The sequence below is a fragment of the Sphingobium sp. FG58 genome (genome assembly GCF_057809055.1).
This window is the reverse complement of the sequence record NZ_JBMDJF010000036.1, coordinates 1-14,752: the sequence shown is the minus strand read 5'-3', so window position 1 is coordinate 14,752 and position 14,752 is coordinate 1. Positions and strand designations below refer to the sequence as shown.

General features: G+C 62.7%; 12 protein-coding genes. 8 read left to right on the top strand and 4 right to left on the bottom strand.

All coding sequences use genetic code 11. The features are described from left to right. Positions 1-203 precede the first annotated feature (203 nt). Positions 204-689 carry a hypothetical protein gene (locus tag ACODR8_RS19470; RefSeq protein ID WP_489008783.1) on the top strand — a complete coding sequence of 162 codons (486 nt, stop codon included), beginning with the start codon at positions 204-206 and terminating at the stop codon, positions 687-689. A gap of 42 nt (positions 690-731) precedes the next feature. On the opposite strand, the gene ppdK is transcribed toward ACODR8_RS19470, so the two are convergent. The 4 genes from ppdK to ACODR8_RS19450 form a co-directional block, all read right to left on the bottom strand. Next, positions 732-3,434, bottom strand: coding sequence for a pyruvate, phosphate dikinase (gene ppdK / locus ACODR8_RS19465; protein WP_489008782.1), 2,703 nt, complete (start codon positions 3,432-3,434; stop codon positions 732-734). A 138-nt stretch (positions 3,435-3,572) separates the two neighbouring features. Further along, entirely contained in the window at positions 3,573-6,107 is a 2,535-nt protein-coding gene (glyS, locus tag ACODR8_RS19460; protein WP_489008781.1) for a glycine--tRNA ligase subunit beta, read from the bottom strand. Continuing rightward, complete coding sequence (locus ACODR8_RS19455; protein WP_489008780.1) at positions 6,104-6,508, bottom strand: endonuclease domain-containing protein; 405 nt, start codon at positions 6,506-6,508, stop codon at positions 6,104-6,106. Before ACODR8_RS19455 ends, glyS begins: the two co-directional genes overlap by 4 nt. Before the next feature lie 56 nt (positions 6,509-6,564). Beyond that, positions 6,565-7,437, bottom strand: coding sequence for a glycine--tRNA ligase subunit alpha (locus ACODR8_RS19450; RefSeq protein WP_489008779.1), 873 nt, complete (start codon positions 7,435-7,437; stop codon positions 6,565-6,567). Between the two features lie 403 nt (positions 7,438-7,840). Between ACODR8_RS19450 and ACODR8_RS19445 the strand changes: the two genes are divergently transcribed. The 7 genes from ACODR8_RS19445 to ychF all read left to right on the top strand — a co-directional run bounded on the left by ACODR8_RS19445 (position 7,841) and on the right by ychF (position 14,377). Beyond that, positions 7,841-8,734, top strand: coding sequence for a TraB/GumN family protein (locus tag ACODR8_RS19445; RefSeq protein ID WP_489008778.1), 894 nt, complete (start codon positions 7,841-7,843; stop codon positions 8,732-8,734). 3 nt (positions 8,735-8,737) lie between these two features. Continuing rightward, positions 8,738-9,634, top strand: a complete 897-nt coding sequence (locus ACODR8_RS19440) for a TraB/GumN family protein (protein ID WP_489008777.1) — start codon at positions 8,738-8,740, stop codon at positions 9,632-9,634. 273 nt (positions 9,635-9,907) lie between these two features. After that, on the top strand, positions 9,908-10,522 hold the full coding sequence (locus ACODR8_RS19435) for a 50S ribosomal protein L25/general stress protein Ctc (RefSeq protein ID WP_217674940.1): 615 nt from the start codon (positions 9,908-9,910) through the stop codon (positions 10,520-10,522). A gap of 152 nt (positions 10,523-10,674) precedes the next feature. Then, complete coding sequence (gene pth / locus ACODR8_RS19430; protein ID WP_489008776.1) at positions 10,675-11,244, top strand: aminoacyl-tRNA hydrolase; 570 nt, start codon at positions 10,675-10,677, stop codon at positions 11,242-11,244. A gap of 54 nt (positions 11,245-11,298) precedes the next feature. After that, the gene (locus ACODR8_RS19425) at positions 11,299-11,580 is read left to right on the top strand and encodes a hypothetical protein (protein WP_489008775.1); all 282 of its coding nucleotides are present in this window, start codon (positions 11,299-11,301) and stop codon (positions 11,578-11,580) included. Further along, positions 11,577-13,205, top strand: coding sequence for an alpha-D-glucose phosphate-specific phosphoglucomutase (locus tag ACODR8_RS19420; protein ID WP_489008774.1), 1,629 nt, complete (start codon positions 11,577-11,579; stop codon positions 13,203-13,205). Before ACODR8_RS19425 ends, ACODR8_RS19420 begins: the two co-directional genes overlap by 4 nt. Positions 13,206-13,276: 71 nt before the next feature. Further along, the gene (gene ychF, locus ACODR8_RS19415; RefSeq protein ID WP_294138009.1) at positions 13,277-14,377 is read left to right on the top strand and encodes a redox-regulated ATPase YchF; all 1,101 of its coding nucleotides are present in this window, start codon (positions 13,277-13,279) and stop codon (positions 14,375-14,377) included. The last annotated feature ends 375 nt before the right edge of the window (positions 14,378-14,752 follow it).

The following is a 14,752-nucleotide window of genomic DNA, read 5'->3' as shown; positions in this document are numbered from 1 at the left end:
GATTCGAACGCCCGACCCTCAGATTCGTAGTCTGATGCTCTATCCAGCTGAGCTATGGGTGCATTGGAGTGGCGCGAATAGTAGGGCGCGCCGGATTGGGCAAGCCCCTTTTTTCACTTTCGCCTGACCAATCGCCTTTCTGGGGCCGCGCGGCAACTTTTGGCCGCGCCCGCCGTTCGAGACGGTAATGAAAGGATGTCCTTATGAGCTTTACCCTGAATGACATCGCCTTGCTGCTGGTCGCGCTGGCCATCGGCCTGATCCTGGGCCTGATGATGAGCGGGCGCGGCAAATATCGCCGGGCCTGGCGGGACGAGCAGGCCGCGCACCGGGCCATGGTCAAGGATCGCGACGCACAGTTGGAGGCCGCCAATGCGCGGATCGTCGAGCTGGAGAAGCGGACGGTTCCGGTTGGTGCAGCGCCTGTCGCTGGCGTTGCCGCAGAGCGTGATGATCTGAGCCGGATCAAGGGTTTGAGCCAGGCGCAGGAAGTGTCGCTGAATGAGGCGGGCTATCAGCGCTATGGCCAGATCGCCGCGCTGAATGGTGAGCAGGAGGCGGCGCTGGAGGCGCGGCTGGGGCTGACGCCCGGAACGATCGCGCGGGAGAATTGGCGCGAGCAGGCGCGCGCGCTGGAAGGTGGCGGACAGCGCAAGGGGCTGTTCGGGCGGGCCACTACGCCGGTTTGAGCGGTTAAGAAAAGGGCGGGGTTTGCGCCCCGCCCTTTCGTCTTACTTCTTGTTCGCCAGAGCGGCCTGTGCCGCAGCCAGGCGGGCGATCGGCACGCGGTAAGGCGAGGCCGATACATAGTCGAGGCCGGTGGCTTCGCAGAAGGCGATCGAGGCCGGATCGCCGCCATGTTCACCGCAAATACCCAGCTTGATGCCGGGGCGGGTCTTGCGACCGCGCTCGGCGGCAAGCTGGATCAGTTCGCCCACGCCCTCGACATCGATGCTGACGAAGGGATCGCGCGCGAAGATGCCCTTGTCCACATATTGGGTCAGGAAGCGGCCCGCATCGTCGCGGCTGATGCCGATCGTGGTCTGGGTCAGGTCGTTGGTGCCGAAGGAGAAGAATTCGCCGACTTCGGCAATCTCGCCTGCCTTGAGCGCGGCGCGGGGCAGTTCGATCATCGTGCCGACCAGATATTCGACGCTGTCGCCCTGTTCGGCGAACACTTCGGTGGCGACGCGATCGACGATCGCCTTCATCAGTTCCAGTTCCTTGCGGGTCGCGACCAGCGGGATCATGACTTCGGGGATCGGCGCTTCGCCGCCACGCTGCTTGACGATCAAAGCCGCCTCAAAGATCGCGCGGGCCTGCATCTCGTAGATTTCGGGATAGGTGACGCCCAGGCGGCAACCGCGATGGCCGAGCATCGGGTTGAATTCATGCAGTTCGTTGGCGCGGCGCTTCAATACTTCGATGCCGACGCCAGCGGCCTTGGCCACTTCCTCAAATTCCGCTTCCGCATGGGGCAGGAATTCGTGCAGCGGCGGATCGAGCAGGCGGATGGTGACGGGCAGGCCCGCCATCACCATGAATATCTGCGCGAAATCGTCCCGCTGTTCGGGCAGCAGCTTGTCGAGCGCGACGCGGCGGCCCTTTTCGCTGTCGGCCAGGATCATTTCGCGTACCGCTGTGATTCGGGCCGCGTCGAAGAACATATGTTCGGTGCGGCAGAGGCCCACGCCTTCCGCGCCGAATTCGCGCGCGACCTTGCAGTCCTGCGGCGTTTCGGCGTTGGCGCGGACTTTGAGGCGACGGACCTTGTCGGCCCAGACCATCAACGTGCCGAAGTCGCCGGCCAGTTCGGGTTGCACGGTCGGGACTTCGCCCGCCATCACTTCGCCGGTCGAACCGTCGATGGTCAGGATGTCGCCTTCCTTCAATTCCCGACCGCCGACGCGCAGGATTTTCGCGTTGTTGTCGATCGAGATGCCCCCTGCGCCCGACACGCAGGGACGGCCCATGCCGCGCGCCACGACGGCGGCGTGGCTGGTCATGCCGCCACGCGCGGTCAGGATGCCCTTGGCCGCGTGCATCCCGTGAATATCCTCCGGCGAGGTTTCGGTGCGGACCAGGATGACGGCGTCGCCCATTTCGTTGCGGCGCTCGGCGGTGTCGGCGTCGAACACGATCGCGCCCGATGCGGCGCCGGGGCTGGCGGGCAACCCTTTGGTCAGCACATCGCGCGGGGCGCTGGGATCGAGCGTGGGGTGGAGCAGCTGGTCGAGCGCGGCGGGATCGACGCGGGCGACGGCTTCTTCTTCGGTGATCAGCCCTTCATGCGCCATGTCCACGGCCATTTTGAGCGCGGCCTTGGCCGTGCGCTTGCCGGAGCGGGTCTGGAGCATCCAGAGCTTGCCCTGCTGGACGGTGAATTCGATGTCCTGCATGTCGCGATAATGGGTTTCGAGGATCTGGAACACCTTGGCCAGTTCGGCATAGGTTTCCGGCATCGCCTCTTCCATCGACAGCGGCTTGGCCCCTGCCCGCTCCCGCGCGGCCAGCGTCAGATATTGCGGGGTGCGGATGCCCGCGACGACATCCTCGCCCTGGGCGTTGATCAGGAATTCGCCATAATAGACATTTTCGCCGGTCGACGGGTCGCGGGTGAAAGCGACGCCGGTGGCGGACGTTTCGCCCATATTGCCGAACACCATCGCCTGCACATTGACGGCGGTGCCCCATTCGCCGGGGATGTTGTTGAGGCGGCGATAGACTTTCGCGCGCTCCGACTGCCACGATCCGAACACGGCGCTGATCGCGCCCCAGAGCTGGTCATGGACGTCCTGCGGGAACGGCTTGTCCCACAATTTCTCCACCAGCGCCTTATATTCGGCGACCAGTGCCTTCCAGTCGTCCGCCGTCATTTCTGTGTCGAGGCTGTAGCCCTGATCTTCCTTGGCGACTTCCAGCGCTTCTTCAAACGCGCCATGGTCCAGTTCCAGCACCACGTCCGAATACATCTGGATGAAGCGGCGATAGCTGTCCCAGGCGAAACGTTCGTCGCCCGATGTGTTGGCAAGGCCGATGACGGTTTCGTCGTTGAGGCCGAGGTTGAGGACCGTGTCCATCATGCCAGGCATCGACGCGCGCGCGCCGGAGCGGACCGAGACGAGCAGCGGATCGGCGGCGTCGCCGAACTTCTTGCCGGTGATACCCTCGATATGGGCAAGGCCGGTGGCGACTTCCGCCTTCACGCTGTCGGGATAGACGCCGCCATCTTCATAATAGCGGGTACACATGGCCGTCGTGATGGTGAAGCCGGGGGGGACCGGCAGGCCGATCGCGGCCATGCCGTCGAGGTTCGCGCCCTTGCCGCCCAGAAGGTTGCGGTCACCCTGCCCGCCATCATCCACGCCGCCGCCAAAACGATAAACATAACGTGTTGCGGTCGTGGTCATGATGGCCTCTTCTGTATCATTCATTCCCGGCACTCCCTGCACTGATTGCCGATTATATTGCATTGCAACAATCCGACAGTCATAGCCAGATCATGCGCGGCAGAATAGGATTATTACGTCTTAACTTCGCACTTTTCCCGGTGAATTCGACATTATATTGCGTTAGCCCGTAATTTTGGAAAAGTCCGCCACGCTGTGGACCGCATCGCGGACCCGCGCCAGCAGCGCGAGGCGGGCGGTGCGCTTCGCGGGATCGGGGTCGTTGACCGTCACGCTTTCAAAGAAGGCGTCGATGGGCGCGCGGAGCGTTGCAAGGGCCGCCATCGCGCCCTCGAAATCCTCCGCCGCCACAGCCTGTGCCGTGCGCGGTTCCGCCACGTCGAGCGCGGCGATGAGCGCAGCTTCGGCTATTTCGGGCGTGTAGGACAGCGCGAAAACACCGTTCGTGCTGAGCGAAGTCGAAGCATCAGGCTGAGCGAAGTCGAAGCCCGAACCGTCGGAAGGCCTCGGCTCCGCTCGGCCGACCCCTTCGACAGGCTCAGGGCGAACGGAGGCTGAGTTCGGCGCGTCCTTCTTGAGGATGTTCGCGGCGCGCTTGTAGCCGGCCAACAGGTTCGCGCCGTCGTCGGTCGCCACGAAGGACTGGAGCGCGTGGACGCGGGCGAGCAGGCGGACGAGATCATCCTCGCCACCCAGGGCGAACACCGCGTCGATCAGGTCGTGACGAACCCCGGCTTCGCGCTGCTGGACTTTGAGGCGGTCGGCGAAGAAGGCTGAAACTTCATCTTCAACCACATCACCCCACGATAGGAATGCTACGCCTCGGTCAATTTCATGCTTTGTGAGATAAAGTCGCGCATCCATTTGATCGGAGCGCTCCCAATGCAATCCCAATGCTTCTACCGGATAATCATCAAGCATGGTGCCTTTGAGATCGGTCCAGCTATCACCGTCGGGTGTCCTATATACCCGGCCATCCGTCGGAATCGGATCGCCATCTACGCTGAAACGTGTGAATGTTAATACCTCAGAGAATGCCCGCAATACCTCATCACGCGCTCGCCAATTCAAGATTGATCGCCAATAGGTTTTGGCCACAACCTTTGCGATGGAAAATTTTAGTTTGTTTTGCAGCACTAAAGCTATGACGCCAATGGCTGCCCGACGAAGAGCAAAAGGATCTTTAGACCCCGTGGGGATCAAGCCCACGGCAAAGAAGTGAATTATCGTATCCAACTTATCCGCCAAACTGACCGCTACCGTGACCGGCGCTGTCGGCACGTCGTCGCCTTGGCCGACCGGCTTGTAATGGTCGCGGATGGCGTCGGCGACGGCGTCGGGCAGGCCTTCGGCGCGGGCGTAGTAGCCGCCCATAATGCCTTGCAGTTCGGGGAATTCGCCGACCATTTCGGTGACGAGATCGGCCTTGCAGAGGCGGGCGGCTTGTTCGGCGAGGGTGGCCAGACGTTTTTTCTCTTCGTCATTCCCGCGAAGGCGGGAATCCATCTCCGGCGTGGCGTCTGGCTGCTCGGTTGGGAGATGGGTCCCCGCCTTCGCGGGGATGACGTGTGAAGGCTTGACGATGCCCTCTTCTACCAGCCAGCGGGCCAGCTTCGCGACCCGTTCGACCTTATCTGCCACCGTTCCCAATTTCTCGTGGAAGGTGATGCGTTCCAGTTTGGTCGCGTGGTCCTCCAGCCGGGTTTTGCGGTCCTGTTCCCAGAAGAAGCGGGCATCGGAGAGGCGCGCGGCCAGCACCTTGCGGTTGCCTGCGATGATGGCGGCGCCGCCGTCCTTCGCTTCGATATTGGCAGTGCAGATGAAGGCGGGGGCGAGTTTGCCCTGCCCGTCCCGCAGCACAAAATATTTCTGGTTGATCCGCAGGGTCAGCTGGATGACTTCGGGCGGGACTTCCAGGAATGCGGGGTCGAAATCGCCGAGCAGCGGGACCGGCCATTCGGTGAGGCCCGCATTTTCCGCGATCAGCCCCTTGTCCTCGACCACGGTGTAGCCGTGCGCGGCGGCGGTCTGCGCGGATTTTTCGGCGATGATCGACTGGCGTTCCTGATGCGACACGATGACGTGGCAGGCGCGCAGCTTTTCGGCATAATCGCTGGCGCCGCCGATGGTGATCTCGCCGCTATGGTGGAAGCGATGGCCAAGTGTCGCGTAGCCCGACTGGATGCCGTCGACTTCGCAGGAGATGAGGTCTTCGCCCAATATCGCGACGATGCCCTGCAACGGGCGGACCCAGCGCAGGCTTTCGGTGGTCTGGGACGCGACGCCCCAGCGCATCGATTTGAGCCAGGGGAAGGCGCGGATGATGGCGGGGATGGCCTGCGCCAGCACGTCGGCAGTCGCGCGGCCGGGCTTGTTGACCACCGCGAACCAGATGCCGTCGCGATCCTCCAGCTGGTCCTGGGTCAGGCCGGTCTTGCGCAGGAAGCCTTCGAGCGCCTGGGGCGGCGCGCTGGTGCGCGGGCCTTTATGTTCTTCGCTGATGGCGGCTGTTTGCAGCGGCAGGTCGCGGGCGATGAGCGCCAGGCGGCGCGGCGTCACGAAACTCTCGATCGCGCCGGGGGTGAGGCCGGATTTGGCCAGTTCCTCGGTAAACAGGCGGGCGAGATCGTCGCTGGCCTTCAATTGCATACGCGCAGGAATTTCCTCGCAGCGCAGTTCGAGGAGGAAGTCAGTCATTGCATATCCTCCCCGGCACGGGGAGGGGGACCAGCCAAAGGCTGGTGGAGGGGGCTTGCCCCAAGCGCAGCGATCGAGGCGGCCACTTTGTCAGCATCCTTCAAAATCTCAGAGGCAGCTATGCGAAGCACCTGATATCCATTCTCTTCCATGAACCTGTTGCGGTGGAGATCGCGCGCCGGACGGTCCGCCCGATTATGCGCTTCCCCGTCGACCTCGATGACCAGCTTCAAGCTGCTGCAATAGAAGTCGGCTATATAGCTTCCGATCGGATGTTGCCGCCGGAATTTCAGGCCGGTGGCCTGGCCTCGCAGCCGTTGCCAGAGCAGGACTTCGGGCAGGGACAGGTCGCGGCGAAGTTTGCGGGCGGTGTAGGTTTCCGGGCGACGCGTTCGGGGCAAGCCCCCTCCACCACGCGGCTGCGCCGCGCGGTCCCCCTCCCCGTGCCGGGGAGGATTCACGCGGTCCACCCGTTGCTCTGCATCCATGCTTCGCAGCTGCCCTTGGCCATGTCGCGGACCTGGCCCATGTAGCTGGCGCGTTCCTGTACCGAGATGACGCCGCGGGCCTGGAGCAGGTTGAAGGTGTGGGACGCCTTGATCGCTTGCTCGAAGGCGGCAAGCGGGACGCCATTGTCGATGCATTGGCGCCATTCGGACTGGCAATCCTTGAACCAGCGGAACAGTTTTTCGGTGTCGGCGACCTCGAAATTCCATTTCGACATCTGCTTTTCGTTCTCAAGGAACACGTCGCCATAGGTGACGCCCGCGTCGTTGAATTTCAGGTCATAGACGCTGTCGACGCCCTGAATATACATGGCGAGCCGTTCGAGGCCGTAGGTGAGTTCGCCCGCGACCGGCTTGCAGTCATAGCCGCCCATTTGCTGGAAATAAGTGAACTGGCTGACTTCCATGCCGTCGCACCACACTTCCCAGCCCAGACCCCAGGCGCCCAGCGTCGGGCTTTCCCAGTCATCCTCGACAAAGCGGATGTCGTGGACCAGCGGGTCGATGCCGATCTCTACCAGAGACCCCAGATAGAGGTCCTGAAGGTTCGCCGGGGACGGCTTCATGATCACCTGATATTGGTAATAATGCTGGAGCCGGTTGGGGTTTTCGCCATAGCGGCCGTCGGTCGGGCGGCGGCTGGGCTGGACATAGGCGGCGTTCCACGGCTTTGGGCCGAGGGCGCGCAGCGTGGTCGCGGGGTGGAAGGTGCCAGCGCCGACTTCCATGTCATAGGGTTGCAGGATGACGCAGCCCTGTTTCCCCCAATAGGCATGGAGGGTCAGGATGAGATCCTGGAAGGAAAGCGCTTTGCCTTCGGCCACGGGTGGTCCTTGCGATATGACGGTTTAGCTTGGGCTCGCGCATTGGCGTATGGGGCTGAAACGGTCAAGGGAAAGGCGCGTAAAACAGGGTGAGGGTGCAGACCCATAAATTACGAGGATCGAGACAGAATTGTCCGGGATTCTGTGGGAGGAGAAGCGCGAAGAGCGGGCAGAATTGCCCGGTCGAGGGCTTCGACGTACCACAGGGCCCGGACAATCCTGCCCCGAAGGGGTGGGACGAAAATGGCCGGTGGAGCGGTCGAACGCTTGCAAGATAGTCCCGCTATCTCGCTGCGCGCTCTCCCTCCCACCAGCCATTTTCGTCTCCATCTCGACCTCGTAATTTATGGGTCTGCACCCTAAGCCGCTTGCCCTTGGGCCGCCCTGCCCGCATGTGTGGGGCATGAAGATGCTCCGTTTATGCGCCGCTGCGCTGTTGATGATGAGTGGCGTGGCGCAGGCGCGCCCTGCCCCGACTTCGTCCGCTATCGCTACCCCTGCGATGTGGCGGGTGCGCGATGCCGATACCACCATCTATCTGTTCGGCACCGTCCATGTGATGAAGCCGGGGATCGACTGGTTCCGCGGCGGGGTGAAGGCCGCGTTTGACGGAGCCGATGAGCTGGTGCTGGAGATTGTCGAGCCGGACGATCCCAATGCCATGGGCGCTACGATGGCCAGCAAGGCAATGGCGGGCGACGGGGTGGCGCTGTCCGACCGGCTGGATGCGGAGGCGCGGACGAAATATCGCGCGGCGATGGAGGCCAATGCGATGCCGTGGCAGGCGTTCGAGCGCTTTGCCCCGTGGATGGCGGGCATGGCGCTGTCGGTCGCGCCGCTCCAGAAGTTGGGCTACCGGGCCGATCTGGGCGCGGAAAAGGTCTTGCGCGCGGCGGCGGTGAAGGCGGGCAAGCGGGTCGAGGCGCTGGAGACGGTCGAGCAGCAGATCGATTTCTTCGCTACGCTGCCGATGGCGCAACAGGTCGAGTTTCTGAACGCGACGGTCGACGGGCTGCCGGAGATGGAGGGCGAGTTTGCGGGGCTGCTGCGCTACTGGCAGGCGGGCGATCCCAAGAAGCTGGCCAAGTCGATGAACGAGTCGCTGGAAGCGACGCCGCAGCTGGCGCAGATACTGCTGATCGGGCGCAATGCGAACTGGGCGCAGTGGATCAAGGGGCGGATGGCAAAGCCTGGCACGGTGTTCGTGGCGGTGGGCGCGGGACATCTGGCGGGCAAGGGAAGCGTGCAGGATCAGTTGAAGGCGCTGGGCATCGCGACCCGGCGGGTGAAGGAGTAAGTGATGCGGCTGTTCACCCATTTCCTGGCGCATTTTCTGGCGCTCTGCGCGCTGACGCTGGTTGCCGCATGTGGCAGCGATCCTGCCCCCGCCCCCGTTGCCAAGGGTGGCCCGGCGCTGTGGCAGGTGCAGCGCGGTGACTTTAAGGGGTGGCTGTTTGGCACCATCCATGTGCTGCCCAAGGGGGTGGGGTGGGAAACGCCGACGATCAGCGAGGCGATGGCCAAGGCCGACCGGCTGGTACTGGAGGCGGCGGACTTGCAGGATGAGGAGAAAACGCTCGCCCTGTTCGAGTCCATGGGCCGCAGCCCCGGCCTGCCGCCGCTCGACCGGCGCGTGCCGGAAGAGGAGCAGGCGGCGCTGAACAAGGCGATCAGCGAGGGCGGGACCAGCACGCAACTCTTGTCGGGATACGAAAGCTGGGCCGCGGCGATGCTGCTGTCGGCGGCGACGCAGCAGGGGCTGGGCGTCAGTCAGGATGACGGGGTGGAGCCGGTGCTGATCGCGACCTTCAAGAAGGCGGGCAAGCCGATCGGCGGGCTGGAGACGATCGAGCGGCAGTTCGGTGCGTTCGACACGCTGCCGCAAGCGGCGCAATCGCGGCTGCTGGTGCAGACGGTGCATGAGGCCAAGGATATGAAGGGGCTGTATGATCGTATCCTCAAAGCCTGGACCACCGGCGACATGGACGCGATCGCCAAGGAGGATGAAAATGGCGAGCAGCCCGACCCGATGGTCGAGGAAGCGGTGCTGGTGGCGCGCAACCGCGACTGGGTGAAGGCGATCGAACCAATGAAGGGCGCGCCGTTCATTGCGGTGGGGGCCGGGCATCTGACGGGGCGGGAGAATCTGATCGACCTGCTGAAAGCGCGGGGGTTTGCGGTGACGCGGGTGCAGTGACCTATCACCAACATCCGTTCGTCCTGAGTAGCTATTGAGCGAAGTCGGAGTCGCAGACGACCGTAGGTCAAATAGCGTATCGAAGGACCAGCTTACGCGCATCCTTCGATACGAGGCTTCGACAAGCTCAGCCTCTACTCAGGACGAACGGAAGTTGTGTCATGTCCCCACCTTGCAATCGCGCACTTTTCTGCTAAAGGCCGCGCTCCCGCTATGGTCATCCCTGGAGGCGTGGCGGGAAAAGTAACTCAAACCAGCTTTTGGAGACACGCAATGAGCGAGCAGCTTACGCTGTCGGCCGAGGCACGCGATCGGGCAGGCAAGGGAGCCTCCCGCGCCCTCCGCCGTGAGGGCCGCGTACCCGCCGTCATCTATGGAATGAACGAAGAACCCCTGTCGATCCATGTCGAGGAAAAGCTCCTCAACAAACTGCTCGGCACCGGCCACTTCTTCAATTCGGTCATCATGGTCGAAGTGAACGGCAAGACCGTCCGCACCCTGCCCAAGGATGTGGCTTTCCACCCCGTTTCGGACCGTCCGCTGCACGCCGACTTCCTGCGCGTTTCGGAACATGCCACCGTGCATGTCAACGTTCCCGTGCGCTTCGAGAATGAAGATGCGTCGCCCGGCCTCAAGAAGGGTGGCGTGCTGAACGTCGTCCGTCATGATGTCGAACTGATCGTCGATGCCGCCGAAATCCCCGAAGATGTCGTGGTCGACCTGACCGGCTTCGAAGTCGGCGATTCGATCCACATCAGCGCGGTGACGCTGCCCAAGGGCGCCAAGACCGCGATCGACGATCGCGACTTCACCCTGGCGACCATCGTTGCGCCGTCGGCTCTGAAGAGCGCCGGCACCGAGGCGGAAGCGGAAGCGGAAGGCGAATAAGCCTTTTCCCGTCAGACTGACCTAAGCCCCGTTCGGGCTGAGCGAAGTCGAAGCCTGCCACTGAGCGAAGCGAAGTGCCTTCACTTCGTTCAGGCGGCCCCTTCGACTTCGCTCAGGGCGAACGGGGTTTTGTCGTGAAGGAGCAAGGGAAGATGCAAATCTGGGTGGGTCTGGGCAATCCGGGCGCGCAATATGCGATGCACCGGCACAATGTCGGCTTCATGGTCGCGGACCTGATCGCGGACATGTATCGCTTCTCCCCGCCCCGTAAACAGTTCCAGGGCTGGACCCAGGAAGGGCGGATCGGGCCGGAAAAGATATTGCTGCTGAAACCCGCGACCTTCATGAACGAAAGCGGGCGTTCCGTCGGAGAGGCGATGCGCTTCTACAAGCTGGAGGCGCAGGACGTGACCGTTTTCCACGACGAGCTGGACCTGGCGCCGATGAAGGTGAGGGTGAAGCGCGGCGGCGGCAATGCCGGGCATAATGGCCTGCGGTCGACCGACGCACATATCGGCGCGGATTTCCGCCGGGTGCGGATCGGCATCGGTCATCCGGGGCATAAGGACCGGGTGCATGACTATGTGCTGGGCAATTATCACAAGAGCGAGAGCGACGCGCTGGCCGACATGCTGGGCGCGATCGGCGCGGAAGCGGAGTGGCTCGCCAAGAATGACGATGCGCGGTTCATGAACGAGGTTGCGCTGCGGCTGGCGGAGTGAACGAAAGCCAGGTGGCTAATGCTCATCCTCCCCTGCAAGGCAGGGCTATCGCGTATGGAAAAATCCTCTCCTTCAATCGTCATGCTGAACTCGTTTAGCTTCGCTGGCCTTCGGCTCAGCATCCATTTCTCGTTACAAGCGGCGGCTTTTGGGGCACGATGGATCCTGAAACAAGTTCAGGATGACGTTGTGGAGATAACGAAAAGTCATATGCAATTTCCCTGCCCTGAAAGGGAGGATTTTAAGAACATCCCAATCATCGCCGCATTGCACCCAAGGACCTTCCAAGGCCATAAGGGTGCGGGGCATTGCGTTATGCAGGGGATTATCGGGTGATTCAGACAGTTTCGACCACGCCGTTTACCGACCAGAAGCCGGGCACGTCAGGCCTGCGCAAGAAGGTGAAGGTCTTTGCCCAGCCCCATTATGCCGAAAATTTCGTCCAGTCCGTGTTCGACAGCCTGGATGGCTTTGCCGGGCAAACGCTGGTGGTGGGCGGCGACGGGCGTTATCTCAATCGCGAGGTTATCCAGATCGTCCTGAAAATGGCGGCGGCCAATGGCTTTGGCCGGGTGCTGGTGGGCCAGGGCGGGATTTTGTCCACGCCAGCCGCATCGCACCTGATCCGGTCGTCGGGCGCGTTCGGGGGACTGGTGCTGTCTGCCAGCCATAATCCGGGCGGGCCGGACGAGGATTTCGGGATCAAATATAATGTCGGCAATGGCGGACCCGCGCCGGAGAAGGTGACCGACGCGATCCACGCGCGGACGCTGACCATCGACCAGTATCGCATATTGGAGGCCGCCGACACTGACCTGGACAGTATCGGCACCAGCCGGATGGGCGATATGCGGGTCGAGGTGGTCGATCCCGTCACCCTCTATGCCGATCTGATGGAGCAATTGTTCGATTTCGGCGCGATCCGGGCGATGATCGCGGGCGGCTTTACCCTCGCCTTCGATTCGATGAGCGCGGTGACCGGTCCCTATGCGGTCGAGATATTCGAGCGGCGGCTGGGCGCGCCGTCCGGCACGGTGATGAACGGCACCCCCCTGCCCGATTTCGGCCATCACCATCCCGATCCCAATCTGGTTCATGCCAAAGAGCTGTACGACAAGATGATGGCGGCGCACGCACCCGATTTCGGTGCGGCGTCGGATGGCGATGGCGACCGCAACCTGATCATCGGGCGGCATTGCTATGTGACTCCATCGGATTCGCTGGCGGTGCTGGCGGCGAACGCGCATCTCGCGCCGGGCTATAAGGCGGGCCTGAAAGGTATTGCGCGCTCGATGCCGACCAGTGGCGCGGCCGACCGGGTGGCGGAGAGGCTGGGCGTTCCGCTCTATGAGACGCCGACCGGCTGGAAGTTCTTTGGCAATCTGCTCGATGCGGGCATGGCGACGATCTGCGGCGAGGAAAGCGCCGGCACCGGGTCCGACCATGTGCGCGAGAAGGACGGCATCTGGGCGGTGCTGCTGTGGCTGAACATCGTCGCGGTGCGCCAGCAGAGCGTCGCGGCGATCATGGCCGATCATTGGGCGACCTATGGCCGCAACTATTATGCCCGGCATGATTATGAGGCGATCGCCACCGACCGGGCCGATGCGCTGATGGCGGCGCTGCGCGGCAAGCTCGACAGTTTGCCCGGAACCGGCAACAGCGGCGGGACGATCAGCGCGGCCGACGATTTTGCCTATACCGACCCCACCGACGGATCGGTCAGCCGCCAGCAGGGCGTACGCATATTGTTCGAGGATGGATCGCGGGTCGTGTTCCGCCTGTCCGGCACCGGCACGCAAGGGGCCACGCTGCGCGTCTATATCGAGCGCTACATGGCCCCTGACGGCGATCTCACGCTGGCGACGGGCGATGCGCTGGCGCCGCTGGTGGCCGCCGCGCAGGAGCTGGCGGACATAAGCGGCTATACCGGCATGGATGCGCCCAGCGTCATTACCTGATGGAGATGCTGGCCAATAGGGACTGAAACCGCTATCGGGCGCGCCATCGAATATGAAGTGAAGGCAGTCAAATGGGTTTTCGTTGCGGTATCGTCGGGCTTCCCAATGTGGGCAAGTCCACCCTGTTCAATGCGCTGACCGAGACGCAGGCGGCGCAGGCGGCGAACTATCCCTTCTGCACGATCGAGCCGAATGAGGGGCGCGTGGCCGTGCCAGACGCCCGGCTGGAGACGATCGCGAAGATTGGCGGGTCGCAGAAGATTATCGAGACGCAGCTGGCGTTCGTGGACATTGCGGGGCTGGTGCGGGGCGCGTCCAAGGGCGAAGGGCTGGGCAACCAGTTTCTGGCCAATATTCGCGAGACCGACGCCATCGTCCATGTGCTGCGCTGTTTCGAGGATGACGACATCACCCATGTCGAGGGCAAGGTCGATCCGATCGCCGACGCCGAGACGGTCGAGACCGAGCTGATGCTGGCGGATCTGGAGAGCCTGGAAAAGCGGGTGCCGAACCTGCTGAAAAAAGGTGCTCAGGGTGACAAGGAAGCCAAGGCTGCCGCCGCTGTGCTGGGCCAGGCGCTGGAATTGCTGCGCGACGGCAAGCCTGCGCGCCTGACCAAGCCGCGTGACGAGGAAGAGGAACGGCTGTTCGCGCAGGCGCAGCTGCTGACGGCCAAGCCGGTGCTGTACGTCTGCAATGTCGAGGAAGCCGCGGCGTCTGAAGGCAATGCCTTTTCCAAGCGGGTGTTCGAGAAGGCGGCGGCGGAAAATGCCAGCGCGGTGATCGTGTCGGCGGCGATCGAGGCGGAACTGGTGACCATGCCGGTCGAGGAACGCGGCGAATATCTCGAAGCTTTGGGCCTGACCGAAGCGGGCCTCGCGCGGATCATCCGGGCGGGCTATGAATTGCTGGGCCTCATCACCTTCTTCACCGTAGGGCCGAAGGAAGCGCGCGCCTGGACCGTGCATAAGGGGTCCAAGGCTCCGCAGGCCGCGGGCGCGATCCATACCGATTTCGAAAAAGGCTTCATCCGCGCCGAAACCATGGCCTATGCCGACTATGTCCAGTTTAATGGCGAGGCCGGGGCCAAGGAAGCGGGCAAGTGGCGGTCGGAAGGCAAGGACTATGTCACGCAGGATGGCGACATCATGCTGTTCCGGTTTAACGTTTGACGCGACGTGAGCGCGTCCGTCATTCTTCTACACAACGCCAACGAGGCTATCGAGATGCTATCGCATCTTCACGCTTCGGCCAAACATACGCGCGATTGGATTGTCGCTAACAGCGACGATCCGTTACTGCTTTTACGAGCTTTAAAATTTGAGGAAGTCGGACTTCATCCCGTTGAAAATCGTCCACTAAACGTAATAGAGCAGCTAAATCAGACGTTCACATATGCAGTTGCGTTTGCGGCTGCTTCCCAGTTGTTCAATCTCCACCCAGACTTATCGGGACTAAAAATAGCGCCCGGCGCGCATATGGCACTTCCTCTGGCCGTGTCCCGTTACGTGGTGTAACAGCGTCACCGTTGGGGCGTGAAGCGGAGG